This window comes from Pseudomonas sp. 43NM1 (assembly GCF_002836905.1).
Classification (GTDB): domain Bacteria; phylum Pseudomonadota; class Gammaproteobacteria; order Pseudomonadales; family Pseudomonadaceae; genus Aquipseudomonas; species Aquipseudomonas prosekii.
This window is the reverse complement of the sequence record NZ_MKGS01000137.1, coordinates 39987-59899: the sequence shown is the minus strand read 5'-3', so window position 1 is coordinate 59899 and position 19913 is coordinate 39987. Positions and strand designations below refer to the sequence as shown.

13 protein-coding genes are annotated in these 19913 nt (G+C 61.1%); 7 read left to right on the top strand and 6 right to left on the bottom strand.

From position 1 onward, the window contains the following. Positions 1-4310, top strand: a 4310-nt coding sequence (locus tag BI292_RS13500; protein ID WP_101208153.1) for a DEAD/DEAH box helicase, incomplete at its 5' end; no start/stop codon positions are given. 115 nt (positions 4311-4425) lie between these two features. On the opposite strand, the gene BI292_RS13495 is transcribed toward BI292_RS13500, so the two are convergent. After that, positions 4426-6540, bottom strand: a complete 2115-nt coding sequence (locus BI292_RS13495) for a mechanosensitive ion channel family protein (RefSeq protein WP_101208152.1) — start codon at positions 6538-6540, stop codon at positions 4426-4428. A 691-nt stretch (positions 6541-7231) separates the two neighbouring features. Here BI292_RS13495 and BI292_RS13490 point away from each other — a divergent pair. Genes BI292_RS13490 through BI292_RS13475 form a run of 4 tightly spaced genes read left to right on the top strand, consistent with a single transcriptional unit; the run spans position 7232 to position 11230 of the window. Next, positions 7232-8158, top strand: a complete 927-nt coding sequence (locus BI292_RS13490; protein ID WP_092277452.1) for a DUF72 domain-containing protein — start codon at positions 7232-7234, stop codon at positions 8156-8158. Then, positions 8155-8952, top strand: coding sequence for an endonuclease/exonuclease/phosphatase family protein (locus BI292_RS13485; protein ID WP_092277449.1), 798 nt, complete (start codon positions 8155-8157; stop codon positions 8950-8952). The genes BI292_RS13490 and BI292_RS13485 overlap by 4 nt, the downstream gene beginning before the upstream one ends. Further along, positions 8949-10247, top strand: coding sequence for a cardiolipin synthase ClsB (clsB, locus tag BI292_RS13480; RefSeq protein ID WP_101208151.1), 1299 nt, complete (start codon positions 8949-8951; stop codon positions 10245-10247). Before BI292_RS13485 ends, clsB begins: the two co-directional genes overlap by 4 nt. Beyond that, positions 10244-11230: a lysylphosphatidylglycerol synthase domain-containing protein gene (locus BI292_RS13475; protein WP_101208150.1), complete on the top strand. Its 987-nt coding sequence runs from the start codon at positions 10244-10246 to the stop codon at positions 11228-11230. The genes clsB and BI292_RS13475 overlap by 4 nt, the downstream gene beginning before the upstream one ends. A 105-nt stretch (positions 11231-11335) precedes the next feature. Here BI292_RS13475 and BI292_RS13470 read toward each other — a convergent pair whose 3' ends face one another. The 3 genes from BI292_RS13470 to BI292_RS13460 all read right to left on the bottom strand — a co-directional run bounded on the left by BI292_RS13470 (position 11336) and on the right by BI292_RS13460 (position 14846). After that, the gene (locus tag BI292_RS13470) at positions 11336-12094 is read right to left on the bottom strand and encodes a S9 family peptidase (RefSeq protein WP_092277440.1); all 759 of its coding nucleotides are present in this window, start codon (positions 12092-12094) and stop codon (positions 11336-11338) included. Beyond that, positions 12084-13193: a DUF3182 family protein gene (locus BI292_RS13465; RefSeq protein ID WP_101208149.1), complete on the bottom strand. Its 1110-nt coding sequence runs from the start codon at positions 13191-13193 to the stop codon at positions 12084-12086. Before BI292_RS13465 ends, BI292_RS13470 begins: the two co-directional genes overlap by 11 nt. Positions 13194-13859: 666 nt before the next feature. Further along, a complete protein-coding gene (locus BI292_RS13460; RefSeq protein ID WP_101208148.1) occupies positions 13860-14846 on the bottom strand; it encodes a GlxA family transcriptional regulator in 987 nt (328 codons plus the stop codon). 128 nt (positions 14847-14974) lie between these two features. On the opposite strand from BI292_RS13460, the gene BI292_RS13455 reads away from it, so the two are divergent. Continuing rightward, positions 14975-15529, top strand: a complete 555-nt coding sequence (locus tag BI292_RS13455; RefSeq protein ID WP_101208147.1) for a cysteine hydrolase family protein — start codon at positions 14975-14977, stop codon at positions 15527-15529. Positions 15530-15689: 160 nt separating this feature from the next. Further along, the gene (locus tag BI292_RS13450) at positions 15690-17888 is read left to right on the top strand and encodes an OsmC domain/YcaO domain-containing protein (protein WP_101208146.1); all 2199 of its coding nucleotides are present in this window, start codon (positions 15690-15692) and stop codon (positions 17886-17888) included. An 81-nt stretch (positions 17889-17969) separates the two neighbouring features. Here BI292_RS13450 and BI292_RS13445 read toward each other — a convergent pair whose 3' ends face one another. Together BI292_RS13445 and BI292_RS13440 are read right to left on the bottom strand one after the other, a co-directional pair. Beyond that, positions 17970-18503, bottom strand: coding sequence for a single-stranded DNA-binding protein (locus BI292_RS13445; RefSeq protein ID WP_092277424.1), 534 nt, complete (start codon positions 18501-18503; stop codon positions 17970-17972). 9 nt (positions 18504-18512) lie between these two features. Next, positions 18513-19910: an MFS transporter gene (locus tag BI292_RS13440; protein ID WP_101208145.1), complete on the bottom strand. Its 1398-nt coding sequence runs from the start codon at positions 19908-19910 to the stop codon at positions 18513-18515. Between the last annotated feature and the right edge of the window lie 3 nt (positions 19911-19913).

Below are 19913 nucleotides of genomic sequence, written 5' to 3'. Positions count from 1 at the left end.
TGCCCATCCCCGCCGACACTGCGCTGGCCGGCTTTCATCCGGCTGTCAGTGCCTGGTTCCGCAACACCTTCCCGACGGTCACCGCCGCCCAGGCGCGGGCGTGGCCGTTGATTCGCCAGCACCGCAGCGTCTTGATCGCGGCGCCCACCGGCTCCGGCAAAACCCTCACCGCGTTCCTCGCCGTGCTTGACGATCTGGTCCACCGAGGCCTGGACAACGGCGGGCAATTGCCCGACGAAACCCTGGTGGTCTACGTTTCGCCGCTCAAGGCGTTGTCCAACGACATCCAGATCAACCTGCAAAACCCGCTGGCCGGGATCACCGAACAACTGCGGCGGATGGGCCTGCCCGAACTGCAGATCAGCACCGCCGTGCGCACCGGCGACACGCCGCAAAAAGAACGCTCGGCGATGCGCCGCAAGCCGCCGCACATTCTCGTGACCACCCCGGAATCGCTCTACGTGCTGCTCGGCTCCGACTCCGGGCGAACAATGCTCGGCAGCACGCGCACGGTGATCGTCGATGAAATCCACGCCATCGCCGCCAGCAAACGCGGCAGCCATCTGGCGCTGAGCCTGGAACGCTTGCAGGCGCTCTGCCCGCAAACGCTGATGCGCATCGGTTTGTCGGCCACGCAGAAACCCATCGAAGCGGTTTCACGCTTTCTCGTCGGCCGCGACCGCGACTGCGAGATTATCGACATCGGCCACGCGCGGCCGCGGGATCTAGGCATTGAAGTGCCGCCGGTGCCGCTGACAGCAGTGATGGCCAACGACGTCTGGCAACTGGTCTACGACCGCCTCGCCGCCCTCGCCCGCGAACACCGCACCACGCTGATTTTCGTCAACACCCGACGCCTCGCCGAGCGCTTGAGCCGACATCTGAGCGACCGCCTCGGCAAAGACGCGGTGGCCGCGCACCATGGCAGCCTGGCCAAGGAATTTCGCCTCGACGCCGAGCAACGGCTCAAGCGCGGCGAGCTGCAAGTGCTGATCGCCACCGCTTCGCTGGAATTGGGCATCGACATCGGCGACGTCGACCTCGTGTGCCAGATCTCCTCGCCGCGCTCGATTGCCGGATTCCTGCAACGGGTCGGCCGCTCGGGGCACCAGGTCGGCGGCACGCCCAAGGGCCGCTTGTTCGCCACCACCCGCGACGATTTGATCGAATGCACCGCGCTGCTCGATTGCGTGCGCCGTGGTGAACTCGACACGTTATTGATCCCCGAAGCGCCGCTGGACGTGCTCGCCCAGCAAATCATCGCCGAAGTCAGTTGCCAGGAATGGCACGAAGACGCCCTGCTGGCGCTGGCCCGTCAAGCGTCGCCATACGCCAGCCTCGACGAAAAACACTATCAGGCCCTGCTGCACATGCTCGCCGAAGGCTACAACGGTCGCCAAGGCATGCGCAGCGCTTACCTGCATCGCGACGCCGTGACCCGCACCTTGCGCGGGCGCCGTGGCGCCAAACTGACCGCCGTCACCAGCGGTGGGACGATCCCGGACAACGCCGATTACAGCGTGCTGCTCGAGCCGCAAGGGCTGAACATCGGCAGCGTCAACGAAGACTTCGCAGTGGAAAGCATTGCCGGCGATATCTTCCAGTTGGGCAATACCTCGTATCGAATCCTGCGCATCGACGCCGGCAAGGTCCGGGTCGAAGACGCCCAAGGCCAGCCGCCGACCATTCCGTTCTGGCTCGGCGAGGCGCCGGGGCGCAGCGCCGAACTGTCGTTTGCGGTCGCGCGCCTGCAAGCACAACTCGATGAACTGCTCGGCGCCACGCCGGGCAACCTGCAACCGGCGCTCGACTGGCTGACCGAAACCCTCGGCCTCAACCTCGCCAGCGCCGAACAACTGGTCGATTACCTCGCCCGCGCGCGCCTGACACTCGGCGCCCTGCCGTCGCAGGACACGCTGCTGATGGAGCGTTTTTTCGACGAGTCCGGCGGCACCCAACTGATCATCCACACGCCGTTCGGCAGCCGCATCAACCGCGCCTGGGGCCTGGCATTACGCAAGCGCTTCTGCCGCACGTTCAACTTCGAGTTGCAGGCCGCCGCCAGCGAGGACGCGATTGTCTTGTCGCTGTCGACCGCGCACAGTTTTGAACTGGATGACGTCTGGCGTTATTTGCACAGCAGCAGCGCCGAACATCTGCTGATTCAAGCGGTGCTCGAAGCGCCACTGTTTGGCGTGCGCTGGCGCTGGAATGCCGGGGTCGCGCTGGCATTGCCGCGTTACACCGGCGGGCGCAAAGTCGCGCCGCAGATCCAGCGAATGAAAAGCGAAGATTTGATCGCCAACGTGTTCCCCGATCAGATCGCCTGCGTGGAAAACCTCGCCGGTGAGCGCGAAGTGCCGGAGCATCCGCTGGTCGAGCAAACCCTCGACGATTGCCTGCACGAAGCGATGGACGCCGAAGGTTGGCTGACTTTGCTGCGGCGCATGGAGCGCGGCGAAGTGCGGTTGATCAGCCGCGACTTGCCGGCGCCCTCGCCGCTCGCCGCCGAAATTCTCAGCGCGCGGCCTTACACTTTTCTCGACGACGCGCCGTTGGAAGAACGCCGCACGCAAGCGGTGCTCAACCGGCGCTGGACCGATCCGCAGTCCACCGATGACCTCGGCGCACTCGATGGCGAAGCGATTCAAGCGGTGCGCGACGAGGCCTGGCCGGCGCCGACCCGCGTCGATGAAATGCACGAGGCGTTGATGAGCCTCGCGTGCATCACCGAGGCCGAAGCGCAGGTCAATCCACAGTGGCGCGAATGGCTCGATGCCTTGGCCGCGAGTGGCCGCGCCAGCCGTTTGCAGATCAATCAGGAACAATCCGTTTGGCTGGCGCTGGAACGCCTGACGCTGCTGCAGGCGGTTTATCCACAGGCAAAATGGGCTCCGCCGCTGCAAGCGCTGCACGATTTTGATGAAGTGTGGGAGGCCGATGAAGCGTTGCTGGAAGTGATCCGCGCGCGCCTCAGTGCTTTCGGGCCGCTGCCGCTGCCGGCGATTGCCGAACCGTTGGGGCTGGCGAGCAACGACGTCAGCCAGGCCCTCGCGCGACTGGAACGTGAAGGGTATGTGCTGCGCGGGCAATTCACCCCCGGCGCCGAGCAGGACGAATGGTGCGAGCGGCATTTGCTCGCGCGCATTCATCGCTACACGGTCAAGCGTCTGCGCCGGGAAATCGAGCCGGTGGCGTTGCAGGATTTCATGCGTTTTCTGTTCGACTGGCAGCATCTGTCGAGCACCACGCAGGGCCAGGGCAGCGCGGTGTTGCCGTCAATTATCAGCCAGTTCGAAGGCTACCCCGCCGCCGCATCCGCGTGGGACAGCGACATTCTGCCGGCGCGGCTCAAGGACTATTCGGCGAGTTGGCTGGATGACTTGTGCCGCAGCGGCAAACTGGTGTGGACGCGCCTGACCACGCGCAGCAAAAGCGCGAGCACGGCATTGCGCAGCACGCCGATTCTGTTGTTGCCGCGCAGTCAGGTCGGGTTGTGGAGCGGTTTGACTGAACAGACGCCGGTCAGCGAACTGTCGCCGAAAACCCAGAAAGTCTTCGAGGCGCTGAGCCAGCACGGCGCGTTGTTTTTCGACGAGTTGATTCACGAAGCGCACTTGTTGCGCGCGGAACTGGAAATCGCCTTGCAGGAACTGGTCGGCGCCGGGCTGGTGAATGCCGACAGTTTTGCCGGCCTCCGCGCATTGATCACTCCGGCGAGCAAACGTCAGCAGCGCAGCAGTCGTCGAGGGCGCGGCGCGTTTGTCGGCGGCATGGACGACGCCGGGCGCTGGGCCTTGCTGCGACGTGGCGCGCCGGCGCCGATTATCGACAACCAACGCCCGGCACCGATGCCGCACGAGACGCTGGAACATATCGCCATGACATTGCTGCGCCGCTATGGCGTGGTGTTCTGGCGTTTGCTCGAGCGCGAAGCGGATTGGCTGCCGAGTTGGCGGGAATTGCTGCGTACTTTTCATCGACTGGAGGCGCGCGGCGAGATTCGTGGCGGGCGCTTTGTCAGTGGTTTGGCCGGCGAACAATTTGCGCTGCCGGAGGCCATTCCGCTGCTGCGCGAAGTGCGCCGCCGCCCGCATGACGGCAGCCTGGTGGCGGTGTGCGGAGTCGATCCGCTGAACCTCGCCGGCACGTTACTGCCCGGCGCGAAAGTCCCGGCGCTGGCGAGCAATCGGCTGGTGTACCGCGACGGCTTGCCAGCGGCGGCGGTGATTGCCGGCAAGCAAATCAATTGGCTGGAACTGGACCTGCCGGCAGCGGCGCAGGTGCACAGCAAACTGACCCGTCATTGATGTTGGCGGGGCTGGCCCTATCGCGAGCAAGCTCGCTCCCACAGGTTTGGTGATCGCCAGCGAATCAATGTGGGAGCGAGCTCGCTCGCGATGAGGCCGGCAGCGTCAATACAACTCATTGCGGGCGCGGTTGTTCTGGCAGCAGCACCGCGGAGTTTTCCGTCGCTGGCTCGACCTGTTCGCCAGCCGGCCGATGCGGGAGCAAAACCTGCTGTGGATAAGTCTGCGCGAAGTGTACCCACGGGCTGTTATCCACAAGCTTCTTCAAGCGCTGATTGAACGCGCGGCTCACCGCATATTGGCCACCCGACACAGTCCGGAATTGCGCCGTCAGCACCACGCCATTCAGGTCCATCTTGTCGACGCCGAACACATCGAGCGGCCCTTGCAGGTTGTACTTGAGGAACGTGTCGTCGCGGATCGAATCCCCGGCCTCGCGAATCAGCTCGATGGCCTTGTCGACGTCGGTGTCATAAGTGAACTGCACCGAGAAGAACGCATAGGCAAACTGCCGCGATTGGTTGGTCACAGCCTTGATCTGGCCGAACGGCACCGAATGCACAAAGCCCTTGCCGTCGCGCAGGCGCAGGGTGCGAATGGTCAGCCCTTCCACGGTGCCGGCGTGGCCGGAATCGAGCACCACCCAATCACCAATCGACAGTGTGTCTTCGATGATGATGAACAGGCCGGTGATCACGTCCTGAACCAACTGCTGCGAACCGAAACCGATTGCCAGACCAACCACCCCGGCACCGGCCAGCAGCGGCGCGACGTTGATTCCCAGATTGGCCATGGTGGTGATCGCGCAAATCACCACGAGGATGATTTTGATCGCGTTGCGCAGCAGCGGCAGGATGGTTTTGACCCGCGTACTCGGCTGACGCGCCGAGCGTTTGTTGACCGGCGGTTTCAGCGCTTCCTGGATCGCGGTGTCGAGCACCACCCAGAACAGCCACGTCACCAACAGGATCAAACCGATGCTGCTCAGCGAATTGCTGATCGCCCGGCCAATCGAATTCTGCTCGGCGAATTCAAACAGCGACACGCCCCAGATTCGCCCGAGAATCTCGATAAACGCCACGGCCATGACGATGCGCAGCAAGGCGTGGAGCAAACTGAGAAAACGTTCTTTGTAGGCACTGCTGCGCTGCAACCGCTCGGCTTTTCGCGACTTGAACAGGTGCTGGAAAATCGTGCTGAGGAACACCGTGGCAATCAGCAAAATGGTGGTGAACAACGCGCAGCGCAGGGCTTTCTGGTTGTCCTCGCCGACGCCGATCAGGTTGATCGCCGAGACCATCACCATCAGCAGGATTGGCCAATACCAGAGGCCGGAAAAGATTCGCAGCGACTCCTGCAATGACGGCTGTTTCAGGCGTTGGCTCAGCGGACGGTTGCGGATCAGGTGCGCGACCGGGCGTCGCAGGCGAATCACCAGCAATCCGAAGATGATCGAGGCGAACAGCCCGGTGAACACCGCGACGCTGCTGGTGATGTTGCCGCCCAGTTGCCGGGCGATTTGCGGGCTGGTCAAGGCGTCGCTGAGCGCGGCGAGGAAGCCGATCAGGAACAGCGGTTTCGGGCAATAGTCGCGGATAATCCGCACCGCCGGGCGTTTATGGCCGGTGTTGAACATGACGATGACGCACAGCAATATCGACGTTGAAAAGATGCCGCTGCTGGTCGCGTAGGCAAAACACAGCGCCAGCGCGCGGCCTACTGAAGCGGGGAGAAAGTGGCTGACGTATAGCGTCAGCGGCAGGCAGGCGATGGCCGGCAAGGTGTACGGCATCAAGTAGCCGAGCAGATCCTGGCTGCGTTGTCGGGTGCGCAGCCATTTGCCCTGGCTCAAGCGGCTGGCCGCGAGCCCGCCGAGTACGGTAAGCAAGGCAAACGTGCCGAGCCAGACACCGGACAACATCATGAAATCGCCGGCCACGCTCCAACCGGAACGCGCCGAATGCTGGTTGACCAGTTTGTCGACTTCATCAGCAGCGCGATCGGCGCGCAGGCGCCAGGCATCGACGAGGTTTTCGTTGAGATCGAGTTTGTCCTGCACATCATCGATGCTCGAACTGATGGCGCCGAGCAATCCACCCTGCACCAGCGGCTCAGGTTTTTCGGCCTCTTCTGTCGCGGCCGGCATACCCGGCAACGCGGCGGCTTCCAACTCGTTGCTGCCCAGAATCAGCAACGCCCCCAGTAAAATCGCAGTCTTGAACTTGAGCAAAACACCGAACTCCTCGAAAAGGGTCTGTAAGGAACTGATCGGCAAATGCCCGGCAAGTTCGGTTTCCCCCAGATATAACCCCCGACAGCATCGGCACTCGCAACATTGATGCGACTGACCCACCGCCATCGCGAGCAAGCTCGGCTCCTACATTTGTCCAAGGTTGAATCAGATAAAAATCAATCACCGCCAACCCCTGTAGGAGCGAGGCTTGCCCGCGAAGGCGTCGGCACACCCAGCATCGCGGTGCCTGACCCACCGCCATCGCGAGCAAGCTCGGCTCCCACATTTGTTCAAGGTTGAATCAGATAAAAATCAATCACCGCCAACCCCTGTAGGAGCGAGGCTTGCCCGCGAAGGCGTCGGCACACCCAGCATCGCGGTGCCTGACCCACCGCCATCGCGAGCAAGCTCGGCTCCCACAGGGGCCGGGGTGATTCATTGCTATCTGATTCAACCCTGAGCAAATGTGGGAGCTGAGCTTGCTCGCGATGGCGGTGGGTCAGTCGCATAAATGCTGAATGTGCCGACGCCTTCGCGGGCAAGCCTCGCTCCTACATTAGATGCTTTCGTGGGCAAGTCTTGCTCCTGCAAGGGGATGCGGGTTGTCGCTGACCGTCCGTAGCCCCGTCGAAACTTCTGGTTTGCCCGGCAGTCAGCAAAAGACGGAGGGCACTCGACGGGAGCACACATGGCGGCGATTCATATTGGTATTTCAGGTTGGCGCTACACACCGTGGCGCGGGGGGTTTTACCCGAAGGGTTTGACCCAGAAGCGCGAACTGCAATTCGCTTCACGGGCCGTCAACAGCATCGAAATCAATGGATCGTTCTACGCCCTGCAACGGCCCGAGCGCTATGTGCAGTGGTACAACGAAACCCCGCCGGGCTTTGTTTTCAGCGTCAAGGCGCCGCGCTTCATCACCCACATCAAGCGTCTGCGCGACGTGCACATTCCCATGGCGAATTTCTTTGCCTCCGGTGTGCTGGAACTCAAGGAAAAACTCGGCCCTATCCTCTGGCAGTTCCCGCCGAGTTTCAAATTCGACGCCGAGCTGTTTGAACATTTCCTCGAACAATTGCCCCACACCACTGCCCAAGCCGCCGCCCTCGCCCGCCAACACGATTCACACTTGCACGGCCCCGCCAGCCTCAAGGCCCACGGCAAACGCGCATTGCGCCACGCCGTAGAAATCCGTCATGAAAGCTTTGTCGACCCAGCCTTCGTGCGCCTGCTCAAGCGCCATAACGTTGCGCTGGTAATCGCCGACACCGGCGGCAAATGGCCGTATCGCGAAGACGTCACCAGCGATTTCGTTTACCTGCGCCTGCACGGCGCCGAGGAGCTCTACGCCAGCGGCTACACCCCACAAGCGCTGAAACGCTGGGGCGACCGCATCGAGGCGTGGAACCACGGCAGCCAACCCGGCGACCCGCAACTGATTGCGCCCAAGCAAAAGCCCAAGGCGCGCAAATCCCGCGAAGTGTTCTGCTATTTCGACAACGACATCAAAGTCCGCGCGCCTTTCGACGCGCGCAGCCTGCTGGAACGCTTCGACCTCGACCAGACGCTCGCCACCCGCCCCGGCGAACCCGTCGCTGAAGGAGTCCTGGCATGAGCATTACCGAACCGCTCGGCAGCACCGACGAGCAGCAAACCGTGCTCACTGCCGTGCGCCGCTTTACCGTGCTGTCGGTCAACACCCACAAAGGTTTCACCGCGCTCAACCGGCGTTTCATCCTCCCGGAATTGCGTGACGCGGTGCGCAGCGTATCGGCCGACGTGGTGTTTTTGCAGGAAGTGCACGGCACCCACGAACAACATCCGCAGCGCTACAGCAACTGGCCGACGATGCCGCAATACGAATTCCTCGCCGACACCTTGTGGCCGCAGTTCGCCTACGGGCGCAACGCGGTGTACCCGGACGGCGATCATGGCAACGCGTTGCTGTCGAAATTCCAGATCATTCGTCACGACAACCTCGACGTCTCGATCAGCGGCCACGAAAACCGCGGCATCTTGCATTGCGTGCTGCGCCTGCCGGGCGATGGCCTGGAAGTGCACGCGATTTGCGTGCACCTCGGGCTGCACGAAACCCATCGCACCGAGCAGTTACGGTTATTGGCCGAACGCTTGAAAGAGCTGCCCAGCGATGCCCCGGTCATTGTCGCCGGCGACTTCAATGACTGGCGCCAGCGCGCTGATGCTTTGCTTAAACCCTGCGGCTTGCGCGAAGTATTCGCCGAGCATCATGGCAAACCGGCGCGCAGTTTTCCCGCGCGTTTGCCGCTGTTACGCCTGGACAGAATTTACGTACGCAACCTCAAGGCCAGCCGTCCGCAAGTATTGGCGGCACGGCCCTGGTCACACCTTTCCGACCACGCACCGCTTTCGGTGGAGATCGAGTTATGAGCAGTCCATCGATGGAAAAAACCAGCGTGGAGCCTTTAGCTGCACCAATCGCCACCCCGCCAACCGTGCGCGAGCCCGGCGTGGTTGACGTCGAGTACGGTTGGCAGGGCAATAACCTGGTGAAAATGCTCGAGAACGGCGAGGCGTATTTTCCTCGGGTGTTCGAGGCGATGCGCGAGGCCAAGACTGAAATCCTCCTGGAAACCTTTATCGTCTTCGAGGACAAAGTCGGCCACGAGCTGCAACAAGTGCTGATCGAAGCCGCCCAGCGTGGCGTGCGCGTCACCGCCAGCCTCGACGGTTTTGGTTGTGGCGAGCTGAGCACCGGTTACCTCACCGCGTTGAGCGAGGCCGGCGTGCGCATCCAGATGTTCGACCCGGCGCCGAAGCGTCTGGGCTTTCGCACCAACTGGTTCCGGCGCTTGCACCGCAAGATCGTGGTGGTCGACGGCACCATCGCGTTTATCGGCGGGATCAACTTTTCCGGCGACCACTTGGCCGACTTCGGCCCCGAGGCAAAACAGGATTACTCGGTGGAAATCCAGGGCCCGACCGTCGCTGACATTCATCACTTCGCGCTGCTGCAAGCCGGTCGTCCGGCGCGCGCCAAATACTGGTGGCAGCGGCGCCGGCAGAGGCGTTCGGAACTGGCGTTCAGTGACCACGACGGCCAGGTGCGGCTGGTCTATCGCGACAACGGCGACCATCGCACCGACATCGAAGAGGTTTATCGCCAAGTGCTGCGCAGCGCCCAGCGCCGCGTGATCATCGCCAATGCCTACTTTTTCCCCGGCTATCGGCTGCTGCGCGAGATCCGCAATTGCGCGCGCCGGGGCGTCGATGTGCGGCTGATTCTGCAAGGTCAACCGGACATGCTGGTGGCGAAACTCGCCGCGCGCATGACCTATGACTATCTGCTCAAGGCTGGCGTGCAGATCTACGAATATTGCGACCGACCACTGCACGGCAAAGTCGCGTTGGTTGACGAGGACTGGAGCACTGTCGGCTCGAGCAACCTCGATCCGTTGAGCCTGTCGATGAATCTGGAAGCCAACGTGCTGATCCGTGATCGCGCGTTCAACCGCGACCTGTTCGAGCGCCTCGAAGAACTGAGCAATAACCATTGCAAAGCCATGTCCCCGGAGAAAGCGCCGCGCGGGCGGGTCTGGCACATGACCGTGGGTTTTCTGGTGTTCCACTTCCTGCGGCATTTCCCGGCGTGGGCCGGGTGGCTGCCGGCGCACAAACCGCGACTCAAACCTTTCATTCATAAAACCGGGAGCGATCACCCATGAGCCAGTCTGACGCCCCGGCCGCGCATGCCGAAAGCCCTGAAAAGTCGCGTTGGAGCCGCTGGAAAAAACCGCTGACCATGCTGTTTTTCCTCGCCTTGATCGTCTTGCTGACCATGCTCGCGCAACGTCTGGAATGGAACGAGGTGTTCGACACCTTGGCCGATTTCAAGGTGCGCACGCTGATCATTGCCTCGGGCATCACCTTGGTGAGTTTTCTGGTCTATGCCTCGTTCGACCTGATCGGCCGCACCTATATTCGCCAGGATCTGACATGGAAACAGATCCTCCCGGTCGGCATCATCAGCTACGCGTTCAACCTCAATTTGAGTGCGTGGGTCGGCGGCATTGCCATGCGTTATCGCTTGTATTCGCGGCTTGGCGTGAGTAAGGGCAACATCGCGAAGATCCTCGGTTTGAGCCTGGCGACCAACTGGTTCGGCTACATGACGATTTCCGGCGCAGTGTTCGCCAGCGGACTGGTGCGCATGCCACCGGGCTGGAAGTTGAGCAGCGACGCCTTGCAAATTGTCGGCGTGGTGTTGCTGCTGGTGAGCGCCGGTTACCTGCTGGCGTGCCGGTTTGCCAAACGCCGCGAGTGGTCGATACGCGGCGTCGAAATCGACCTGCCATCGCTGCGCATGGCCGTGCTGCAATTGGCGCTCGGCGCCTTGAACTGGTCGCTGATGGCGGCGGTGATTTTCACTTTATTGCCGAGCAAACTCGACTATCCGCTGGTGCTGGGCGTGCTGTTGATCAGCGCGATTGCCGGGGTCATCACGCACATTCCGGCCGGGCTTGGGGTGTTGGAAGCGGTGTTTGTCGCGCTGCTGCAACACGAGACCTCGCGCGGCAGTCTGGTCGCGGGTTTGTTGGCGTATCGGGCGATTTATTTCATCTTGCCGCTGCTGATTGCGCTGGTGATGTATCTGGCGGTTGAGGCTAAAGCCAAGTCGCTGCGGATCAAGAAGAAACCGGCTGAATAAAGTGCTGGGCCTCTGACGTCTTCGCGGGCAAGCCTCGCTCCTACAGGGAGTGCGCAAAACCTGTAGGAGCGAGACTTGCCCGCGAATCGCCTAAGCACCGCGGAATCAGCTCGACTGAATAATGCTCAACCGCTCGCCCACGACCATTTCGGTAATCCAGTCCACCAGGATCGAGGTATAGGCCTGCTGCGAAACCGGATCACTCAGCGAATGGTCAGAGCCGTCGATGATCCGGTGCGTCAGCGAGTGGGTTTTCTGGCAGGCCGCGCGGTAGCTCATGATCGTTGCGTGCGGCACGTGATCGTCGGTTTCCGATTCCACCAGCAACACATCGCCAGTAAATTCCGAGCAGGCATGCAGCGCGCGGTTGTTCGCCGAGTGCACCAGCGTGCTGCGGTAATCAAGCAGATCGACCTTGTCCAACTGGCGTTTTGGCGTATGCCATTGTTCGTCGCGGTACAGCGCCGGCACGCGCAGCGCCAACCAGCGCACCGGACGCAACGAGGTAAGAATCGCCGCCAGGTAACCGCCATAACTGGTGCCGACCACGGCAATCGCCGAGGTGTCGAGCGCCGGGTGCGCGAGCAAGCGGTCGTACGCCGCCAGCAGGTCGCGCAGGTTGTCTTCACGGGTGACCTGCGACAACGAAATCCCCTTGCCGCCCGTGTGCCCGCGCAGGTCGAAGGTCAGGCAGACACAACCCAGACCGGCGATGCCTTTGGCGCGTTCCAGATCGCGTTCCTGACTGCCACCCCAGCCGTGCACAAACAGCACGCCCGGGACTTTCGATTTGGGGCTGAGGAAATGCCCGGTCATCTGCTCGCCGTCGATGTCGATTTCAATGGTTTCGCTTCTAGCCGTCATAAGATTTGACCGTTACGTACTTGAGAAGAAAATCACCGTTTTCCGCTGGCCCGCGATACACCTCGATGGCGTCCGCCGGCAGCGCTTGTTCGGTGTAGGTTTCCACCGACGACACGCGAATCGCGCGCATCGCCGGGTCGTTGACGAAGCTCTGCAACGCCGCCACTTCGGCGCTGCTGGCGCCGCCCATGCGCCATGATTGTTCGAGCACGCCGCTGCGTTGCTGGCCGTTGCTGTCGAGCCCTTGGGCGATGTCGTAGTTGCGCCGCGACGCGTAGAAACCCGGATAGGCTTCGTCGGCGGCGCTGTCGAAAACCTGCGCTTGCTGGATCGCCAGACGTACGTCGTCGGGCAAGTCGAGTTCGAGCAAATCCTCGTAATAGCCGCGCACCACCAACAGGTTCGAACCGCCGTAGACTTCCTCGCCGTGGCTGTCTTCGGTCAAATATTGATCACCGCAGTAGCTCAAGACGTGGTCGCCGATAAACGCCTGGCCGACGCTGTGGGTCACGACGTTTTCCAGATGTTGCTCCAGCACCACGCCTTCAGCGAACAACTGCGCGGCGTCGGGGCGCGCGAGAATGGCGCCGAACTGGTTGGGACTTTTGATCAGTTCCTGACCACGCCCGGCGCAGGCGTGAATCGGCTTGAGGCGAATCGGCCCATTTTCCAGCAAGCGCTCCGCCGCCTCGCGCGCATCATCGATGGAAAACACGCTGAAGCCGTCGAGCACGACTTTGCTGACGCGTTCGGAAAACAGCGTTGACCAGCCTTCCGGCGCTTGCGCGTAAGGCCCGAGCAAGCCGTGGCTGATGGCTTTGGTGCAGATGAAGTCGTGGTCGACATAGCCGCCCCACAGATCTTCCGGGCCTTTGACGCCCAGTTGCCGAGCGGCTGCGACGCCGACTAGAGTCTGCGTTGGCAGCACGTAAAGTTCTCGGCCGCTGTGCTGGCCCGCATCGTAACTGCCGCCAAATTTGAAACCGAGAATCTGCGCCAGCCGCCGGGCCAGCGCGCGATTGGTTTCGACTTCGTGCAGCGGCGCTTCGGGCCGCACGGAGTGAGCGACGACCAGTTTCTTGCGGCCTGGTGGGGTCATGCATCCCCCTTCAATTTGCGCTGATGGGTTTAGCCTGAAGGTGCAGGGATCAGGCCAATCGTCCATTGAAAACAAATGACTTGCAGATCAGGCATTTGCCAAAGCCGTGATGGCTTTGCGCCTGTTTTATTCTGCACGACGTGTTTGATGACTCTAGCACTTTGCACGAAACCGGCTGCGCACAGGGCGGATGAGGCAACGCGTACCTGTAGGAGCGAGGCTTGCCCGCGAAAGCGCCGAGTCAGTAGACATTGATGTTGGATGTGCCGACGTCTTCGCGGGCAAGCCTCGCTCCTACATCAATTACGGTCGGACGCCAAAGGTGTATCCAGCAAAAATCCTTTGTGGGAGCTGAGCTTGCTCGCGATAGCGGTGGGTCGGTTGGCATATTCATTAACTGGATAACCGCCTTCGCGAGCAAGCTTTGCTCCCACAGGGTGGGCGGTGCATCCAGCAAAAATCCCCTGTGGGAGCTGAGCTTGCTCGCGATGGCGGTGGGTCAGTTGGCATATTCATTGACTGAATAACCGCCTTCGCGAGCAAGCTTTGCTCCCACAGGGTCGGCGGTGCATCCACAAAAATCCCCTGTGGGAGCTGAGCTTGCTCGCGATGGCGGTCGGTCAGTTGGCATATTCATTGACTGGATAACCGCCTTCGCGAGCGCCATCACTGGCGAGGCGGCGTCACACCGAAGCGCGTGCGGTAGTCACTTGGCGCCAGCCCGGTGATTTTCTTGAACGTGGCGCGAAATGCGCTGGCGTCGGCATAGCCCACTGTCCAGGCAATGTGGTCGATGGTGCCGTTGGTGAATTCAAGCATTTCCCGCGCCTTGCCGACCCGCAGATGCTGGCAGTACTCGGTCGGTTTGAGCCCGGTCGCCGCGCGAAAACGGCGCAGGAATGTGCGCTCCTCCAGCCCGGCGCGCTCGGCCATCGCCGTCAGCGACACATCGGTGGCGCCGGTGCTTTGCAGCCAGTGCTGGACCTTGAGAATCGACGCATCGCCATGGCTGAGGATCGGCGCAAAGTTGCTGCCGCACTGGCTGGCGCTGTCGCTGTGCTCAATCACCAGAAACCGCGCAGTGCTGGCGGCGATGCTCGGGCCGAGCAAGCGATCAACCATGCGCAAACCCAGTTCGGACCACGCCATCAACCCCGCCGTGGTGATCAGGTCGCCGTCATCGACGATCGGCGTATCCGCCAACAGCTTGATCGCCGGGTAGCGTTCGGCAAAAGATTTTGCCGAAGTCCAATGCGTGGTCGCGCTGCGGCCGTCGAGCAAACCACTTTCGGCCAGCAGAATCGAACCGACGCAAACACCGCCAAGCGTCGCGCCTCGCGCATGTTGCTGACGCAGCCAAGGGATCAATCCCGCCGGCGACTGGCCTTCGGTAAATCCGCCAATCGACGGCGGGATCAGCACCGCAACCAATGCGCGATCCGCGCCGGGGTGGCTGTCGTAGCAGCGCGCGGGCGCCTGAGCATTGTCGACCTGCCAGTGACTGACCCGCAGCAAAGGCAATTGCGCCATTTGATGTTCGGCGGCAATCCGGTTGGCCACACCGAACAGGTCGGTCAAACCATGCACCGCAGCCATTTGCGCGCCGGGATAGATCAACACACCGAGTTCGGCGACGGCCCTTTCTACAGCCATTGTCAGTTTTCCCCCTTCAATTGTCGGTGCGGCCAATCCCCGAAACGTCGACCAGCGCCAATACTTCCCGCCACAGCAACGATCAGCCAACCACCGATCTCAAACCCAACCACTTCAAGGACACACCCATGGCCAAGCAAGCGCTCATCGTAGTCGATATCCAGAACGACTACTTCCCCCAAAGCAAATGGCCCCTGGTCGGCGCCGAGGCGGCAGCGGACAACGCGGTTCGGCTGCTCGACGCCTTCCGCGAGGCCGGTAATCCGGTGGTGCACATCCGCCACGAATTCACCTCTGACGATGCGCCGTTCTTCACGCCGAATTCCGAAGGCGCGAAGCTGCATCCCAAAGTGACGAATCGCGCCGACGAGCCGGTGGTGCTCAAGCACTTCGTCAACTCGTTCCGCGAAACCGACCTCCAGGCCATTCTCGATAAGCAAGGCATCAAGCATCTGGTGGTGGTCGGCAGCATGAGCCACATGTGCATCGACGGCATCACCCGCGCCGCCGCCGATTTGGGCTACACGGTCACGGTCATCCACGACGCCTGCGCCACCCGCGACCTGGAATTCAACGGCGTCAGCGTGCCAGCCGCCCACGTTCACGCGGCGTTCATGTCGGCGCTGGGTTTTGCTTACGCGAGCGTGGTTTCTGCCGAGGAATTTCTCGCCGGCAAGCGCTGAGTCGGTGCAGCGCTGAACAAACAAAGCCCGGTGCCGTGCATCGGGCTTTTGCACGAAACGGCTTTCATTCAGGCTCAGAACCAGACAACGACAAGACATACGATTGAAAAGCCGGATAATGACGGCCATTTCGTCTATCCCGTTATTCTGGTAATCCCCCATGGAAATCAAGGTCAACTTTCTCGACAACCTTCGGCTTGAAGCAAAGTTCGATGACTTCACGGTGGTGGCCGATCAACCAATCCGCTACAAGGGCGATGGCTCGGCGCCAGGCCCGTTCGATTATTTCCTGGCTTCGTCGGCGCTGTGTGCGGCGTATTTCGTCAAGCTGTACTGCGACACTCGCAGCATTCCCACCGACAACATTCGCCTGTCGCAGAACAACATTGTTGATCCGGAAAACCGCTACAACCAGATTTTCAAGATTCAGGTCGAGTTGCCTGCGGACATTTCCGACAAGGATCGCCAAGGCATCCTGCGTTCGATCGATCGCTGCACCGTAAAGAAAGTGGTGCAGGCCGGGCCTGAGTTTGTCATCGAAGAAGTGGAAAACCTCGACGCCGATGCCCAAGCGTTGTTGATGCCGGCGTCCAGTTCAGCGGCGCACACTTTCATCGCCGGCAAAGACCTGCCGCTGGAGCAGACCATCGCCAACATGTCGGCGATTCTGGCGGACCTGGGCATGAAGATCGAAATCGCCTCGTGGCGCAATATCGTGCCCAACGTGTGGTCGCTGCACATCCGCGACGCGCACTCGCCGATGTGTTTCACCAACGGCAAAGGCGCGACCAAAGAAGGCGCATTGGCCTCGGCGCTGGGCGAGTTTATCGAGCGACTCAACTGCAATTTCTTCTACAACGATCAGTTCTGGGGCGAAGACATCGCCAATGCGCCGTTTGTGCATTACCCGGACGAACGCTGGTTCAAGCCTGGCCGTAAAGACGCATTGCCGACGGAAATCCTCGACGCGTACTGCCTGAAGATTTACAACCGCGACGGCGAACTGCGCGGCTCGCACCTGATCGACACCAACTCGGGCAATGAAGAACGCGGCATCTGCTCGCTGCCCTACGTGCGCCAGTCGGACGGCGAAGTGGTGTATTTCCCGTCCAACCTGATCGAAAACCTGTTCCTCAGCAACGGCATGAGCGCCGGCAACACCCTGGAAGAAGCTCAGGTGCAATGCTTGTCGGAGATTTTCGAGCGCGCGGTGAAACGCGAAATCATCGAAGGCGAATTTGCCCTGCCGGACGTCCCGGCCGAGGTGTTGGCCAAATACCCGGGGATTCTCGCCGGAATTGAAGCACTGGAAGCACAAGGCTTCCCGGTACTGGTCAAGGATGCGTCGCTGGGCGGCGAATTCCCGGTGATGTGCGTGACCTTGATGAACCCGCGCACTGGCGGCGTGTTCGCCTCGTTCGGCGCGCATCCGAGCCTGGAAGTGGCGCTGGAACGCAGCCTCACCGAACTGCTCCAGGGCCGCAGCTTCGAAGGCCTCAACGACTTGCCGCAGCCGACCTTTGAAGGCCACGCGGTGACCGAGCCGAACAACTTCGTCGAGCACTTCATCGACTCGAGCGGCGTGGTCTCGTGGCGTTTCTTCAGCTCCAAGTCGGATTACGAATTCGTCGAGTGGGACTTCTCCGGCCAAGGTGAAAACTCGAATGCCGAGGAAGCCGCAACCTTGTTCGGCATCCTCAAAGGCATGGGCAAAGAAGTGTACATGGCGGTTTACGAGCACATCGGCGCGAAGGCCTGCCGCATCCTCGTGCCGGACTATTCGGAAATCTATCCTGCCGACGATCTGATCTGGGATAACACCAACAAAGCGTTGTTCTTCCGCGCCGACATTCTCAACCTGCATCGTCTCGACGAAGAAGAACTGCAATCGCTGGTCGAGCGCCTGGTCGAAAGCGAACTGGACGACTACACCGACATTACTTCGCTGATCGGCATTGAATTCGACGACAACACGGCGTGGGGTCAGCTGACCATTCTGGAATTGAAACTGCTGATTTACCTCGCCCTGCAGCAATATGAAGAAGCGAAGGAAGCGGTGGAAATGTTCCTGCAGTACAACGACAACACAGTTGAGCGCGGCTTGTTCTACCAGGCGGTCAACGTGGTGCTGGAAATGAAACTGGACGAAGACCTCGAACTGGAAGACTACGAAGCCAACTTCCGCCGGATGTTCGGCAACGAGCGAACCGAGGCCGCCATCGGCTCGGTGGACGGTAGCGTGCGCTTCTACGGCTTGACGCCGACCAGCATGAAACTCGAAGGACTCGACCGACACCTGCGACTGATCGACAGCTACAAGAAATTGCATTCGGCACGGGCGAATGTGACGGTTTCATAAAGCTGAATAACGCCCATAAAAAAAGCGAAGCCCGATGGCTTCGCTTTTTTTTGTCTTGCGGTTCTGAAAAAGAGCTACAGATCAGAACGGGATATCGTCATCAAAGCTGTCGAAATCCGGAGCCGGTTGCGGAGCGGCCTGCTGTGGAGCAGGTGCCTGGCGCTGTTGCGGAGCGGATTGCTGCTGCGGACGCGGAGCCTGTTGCTGGCGTGGTGCCGGCGCGGACTGCTGGTAGTTGTTGCCGCCGCCCTGCTGCTGGTCGCCCTGTTGTGGACGGCCGCCGAGCAGTTGCATGGTGCCTTGCATGTCGACCACGATTTCAGTGGTGTAACGCTTGATACCGTCTTTTTCCCACTCGCGGGTTTGCAGTTTGCCTTCGATGTAGACCTGCGAACCTTTACGCAGGTATTCGCCGGCGATTTCCGCAACCTTGCCGAACATCGACACACGGTGCCATTCGGTCTTCTCGACCTTCTGACCGGTTTGCTTGTCGGTCCACTGTTCGCTGGTCGCCAGACTCAGGTTGGTCACGGCGTTACCGTTAGGCAAGTAGCGAACTTCGGGATCCTGGCCGCAAGTACCGACCAATATGACTTTGTTAACCCCACGGGCCATAACGTTCTCCTAGGCTACGCACGCTGCCTCGGCCGGGTCGTTCACCAGGCGCTCAAGGGTCGTGCGATCCAATAGTTCTGTGTCCAATTTGATGTAAATCGCCGCTTCATCAGCAACGACCACTGCATCTGTTACCCCTACGACAGCCTTGAGGCGCTCGACCAGACCCGCTTCGCGGATTGCCTCGGGAGACAACGGCAAGCGCAGGCTTGTGACGTAAGGAGGTTCGCGCATGGTAACAGCAAAGACCAGCCAAAGTGCAGCCAGGCCGGCGCATCCAAGGAACACAACCGACAAACCGCCATGCTGGAAAAGCCAGCCGCCGAGGATGCCACCCAGCGCCGAACCGAGGAACTGGCTGGTGGAATAGACCCCCATTGCCGTGCCTTTGCCGCCTGCTGGTGAAACCTTGCTGATCAGTGATGGCAATGAAGCTTCGAGCAAGTTGAACGCGGTGAAGAACACCACCGTCCCGATCACCAGAGCCCGCAAGCTGTCACCGAACTGCCAGAAGAATAGCTCAGTGAGCATCAGCGTCGCGACGGCGCCCAATAAAACTCGTTTCATTTTGCGTTTCTTCTCGCCATAGATGATGAACGGGATCATGGCGAAGAAAGAAATCAGCAGCGCGGTCAGGTACACCCACCAGTGCTGCTCCTTGGGCAGTCCGGCTTTTTCGACCAGGGCCAGGGGCAATGCGACGAAGCTCGACATCAACATCGCATGTAACACAAAAATGCCCAGGTCCAGGCGCAGCAGGTCGGGATGCTTGAGTGTCGGAATCAGCGCCTGGCGCGCGACGCCGGACTCGCGATGCTGCAACGGCCCGGTGGCGCGCGGCACCATGAACATCACGATGACGATACCGAGCAGTGCCATGCCGCCCGTGGCGTAGAACAACCCGGACAAGCCGAAAGCACTGGTCAGCAACGGGCCGACGACCATGGCGACAGCGAACGACAGACCGATGGTCATGCCGATCATGGCCATGGCTTTGGTCCGATGCTGTTCGCGGGTCAGGTCTGACAGCAGCGCCATCACCGCCGCAGAAATCGCCCCGGCGCCCTGCAGGATTCGCCCGGCGATGACGCCCCAGATCGAATCGGCATTGGCCGCCAGCACGCTGCCCAATGCAAAGACAATCAGCCCCAGATAAATCACCGGGCGCCGGCCAATGCGGTCGGAAATGAACCCGAACGGAATCTGAAACAGCGCCTGGGTCAGGCCGTAAGCGCCAATCGCCAGCCCGATAAGGGCCGGGGTCGCTCCCGCCAGATCCATCCCATAGGTCGCCAATACCGGCAACACCATGAACATGCCAAGCATACGGAAGGCGAACACCAGGGCCAGACCGCTGGCTGCGCGGGTCTCACTGCCACTCATGCGTTCGCTGTGGGGATCGTGCATGGA

What these genes read in the sequence shown, in the direction of transcription:
- BI292_RS13490 (WP_092277452.1), top strand. Translation starts at nt 7,232, where the DNA reads ATGGCGGCGATTCATATTGGTATTTCAGGTTGGCGCTACACACCGTGG.
- BI292_RS13485 (WP_092277449.1), top strand. Translation starts at nt 8,155, where the DNA reads ATGAGCATTACCGAACCGCTCGGCAGCACCGACGAGCAGCAAACCGTG.
- clsB (WP_101208151.1), top strand. Translation starts at nt 8,949, where the DNA reads ATGAGCAGTCCATCGATGGAAAAAACCAGCGTGGAGCCTTTAGCTGCA.
- BI292_RS13475 (WP_101208150.1), top strand. Translation starts at nt 10,244, where the DNA reads ATGAGCCAGTCTGACGCCCCGGCCGCGCATGCCGAAAGCCCTGAAAAG.
- BI292_RS13470 (WP_092277440.1), bottom strand. Translation starts at nt 12,094, where the DNA reads ATGACGGCTAGAAGCGAAACCATTGAAATCGACATCGACGGCGAGCAG.
- BI292_RS13465 (WP_101208149.1), bottom strand. Translation starts at nt 13,193, where the DNA reads ATGACCCCACCAGGCCGCAAGAAACTGGTCGTCGCTCACTCCGTGCGG.
- BI292_RS13460 (WP_101208148.1), bottom strand. Translation starts at nt 14,846, where the DNA reads ATGGCTGTAGAAAGGGCCGTCGCCGAACTCGGTGTGTTGATCTATCCC.
- BI292_RS13455 (WP_101208147.1), top strand. Translation starts at nt 14,975, where the DNA reads ATGGCCAAGCAAGCGCTCATCGTAGTCGATATCCAGAACGACTACTTC.
- BI292_RS13450 (WP_101208146.1), top strand. Translation starts at nt 15,690, where the DNA reads ATGGAAATCAAGGTCAACTTTCTCGACAACCTTCGGCTTGAAGCAAAG.
- BI292_RS13445 (WP_092277424.1), bottom strand. Translation starts at nt 18,503, where the DNA reads ATGGCCCGTGGGGTTAACAAAGTCATATTGGTCGGTACTTGCGGCCAG.
- BI292_RS13440 (WP_101208145.1), bottom strand. Translation starts at nt 19,910, where the DNA reads ATGCACGATCCCCACAGCGAACGCATGAGTGGCAGTGAGACCCGCGCA.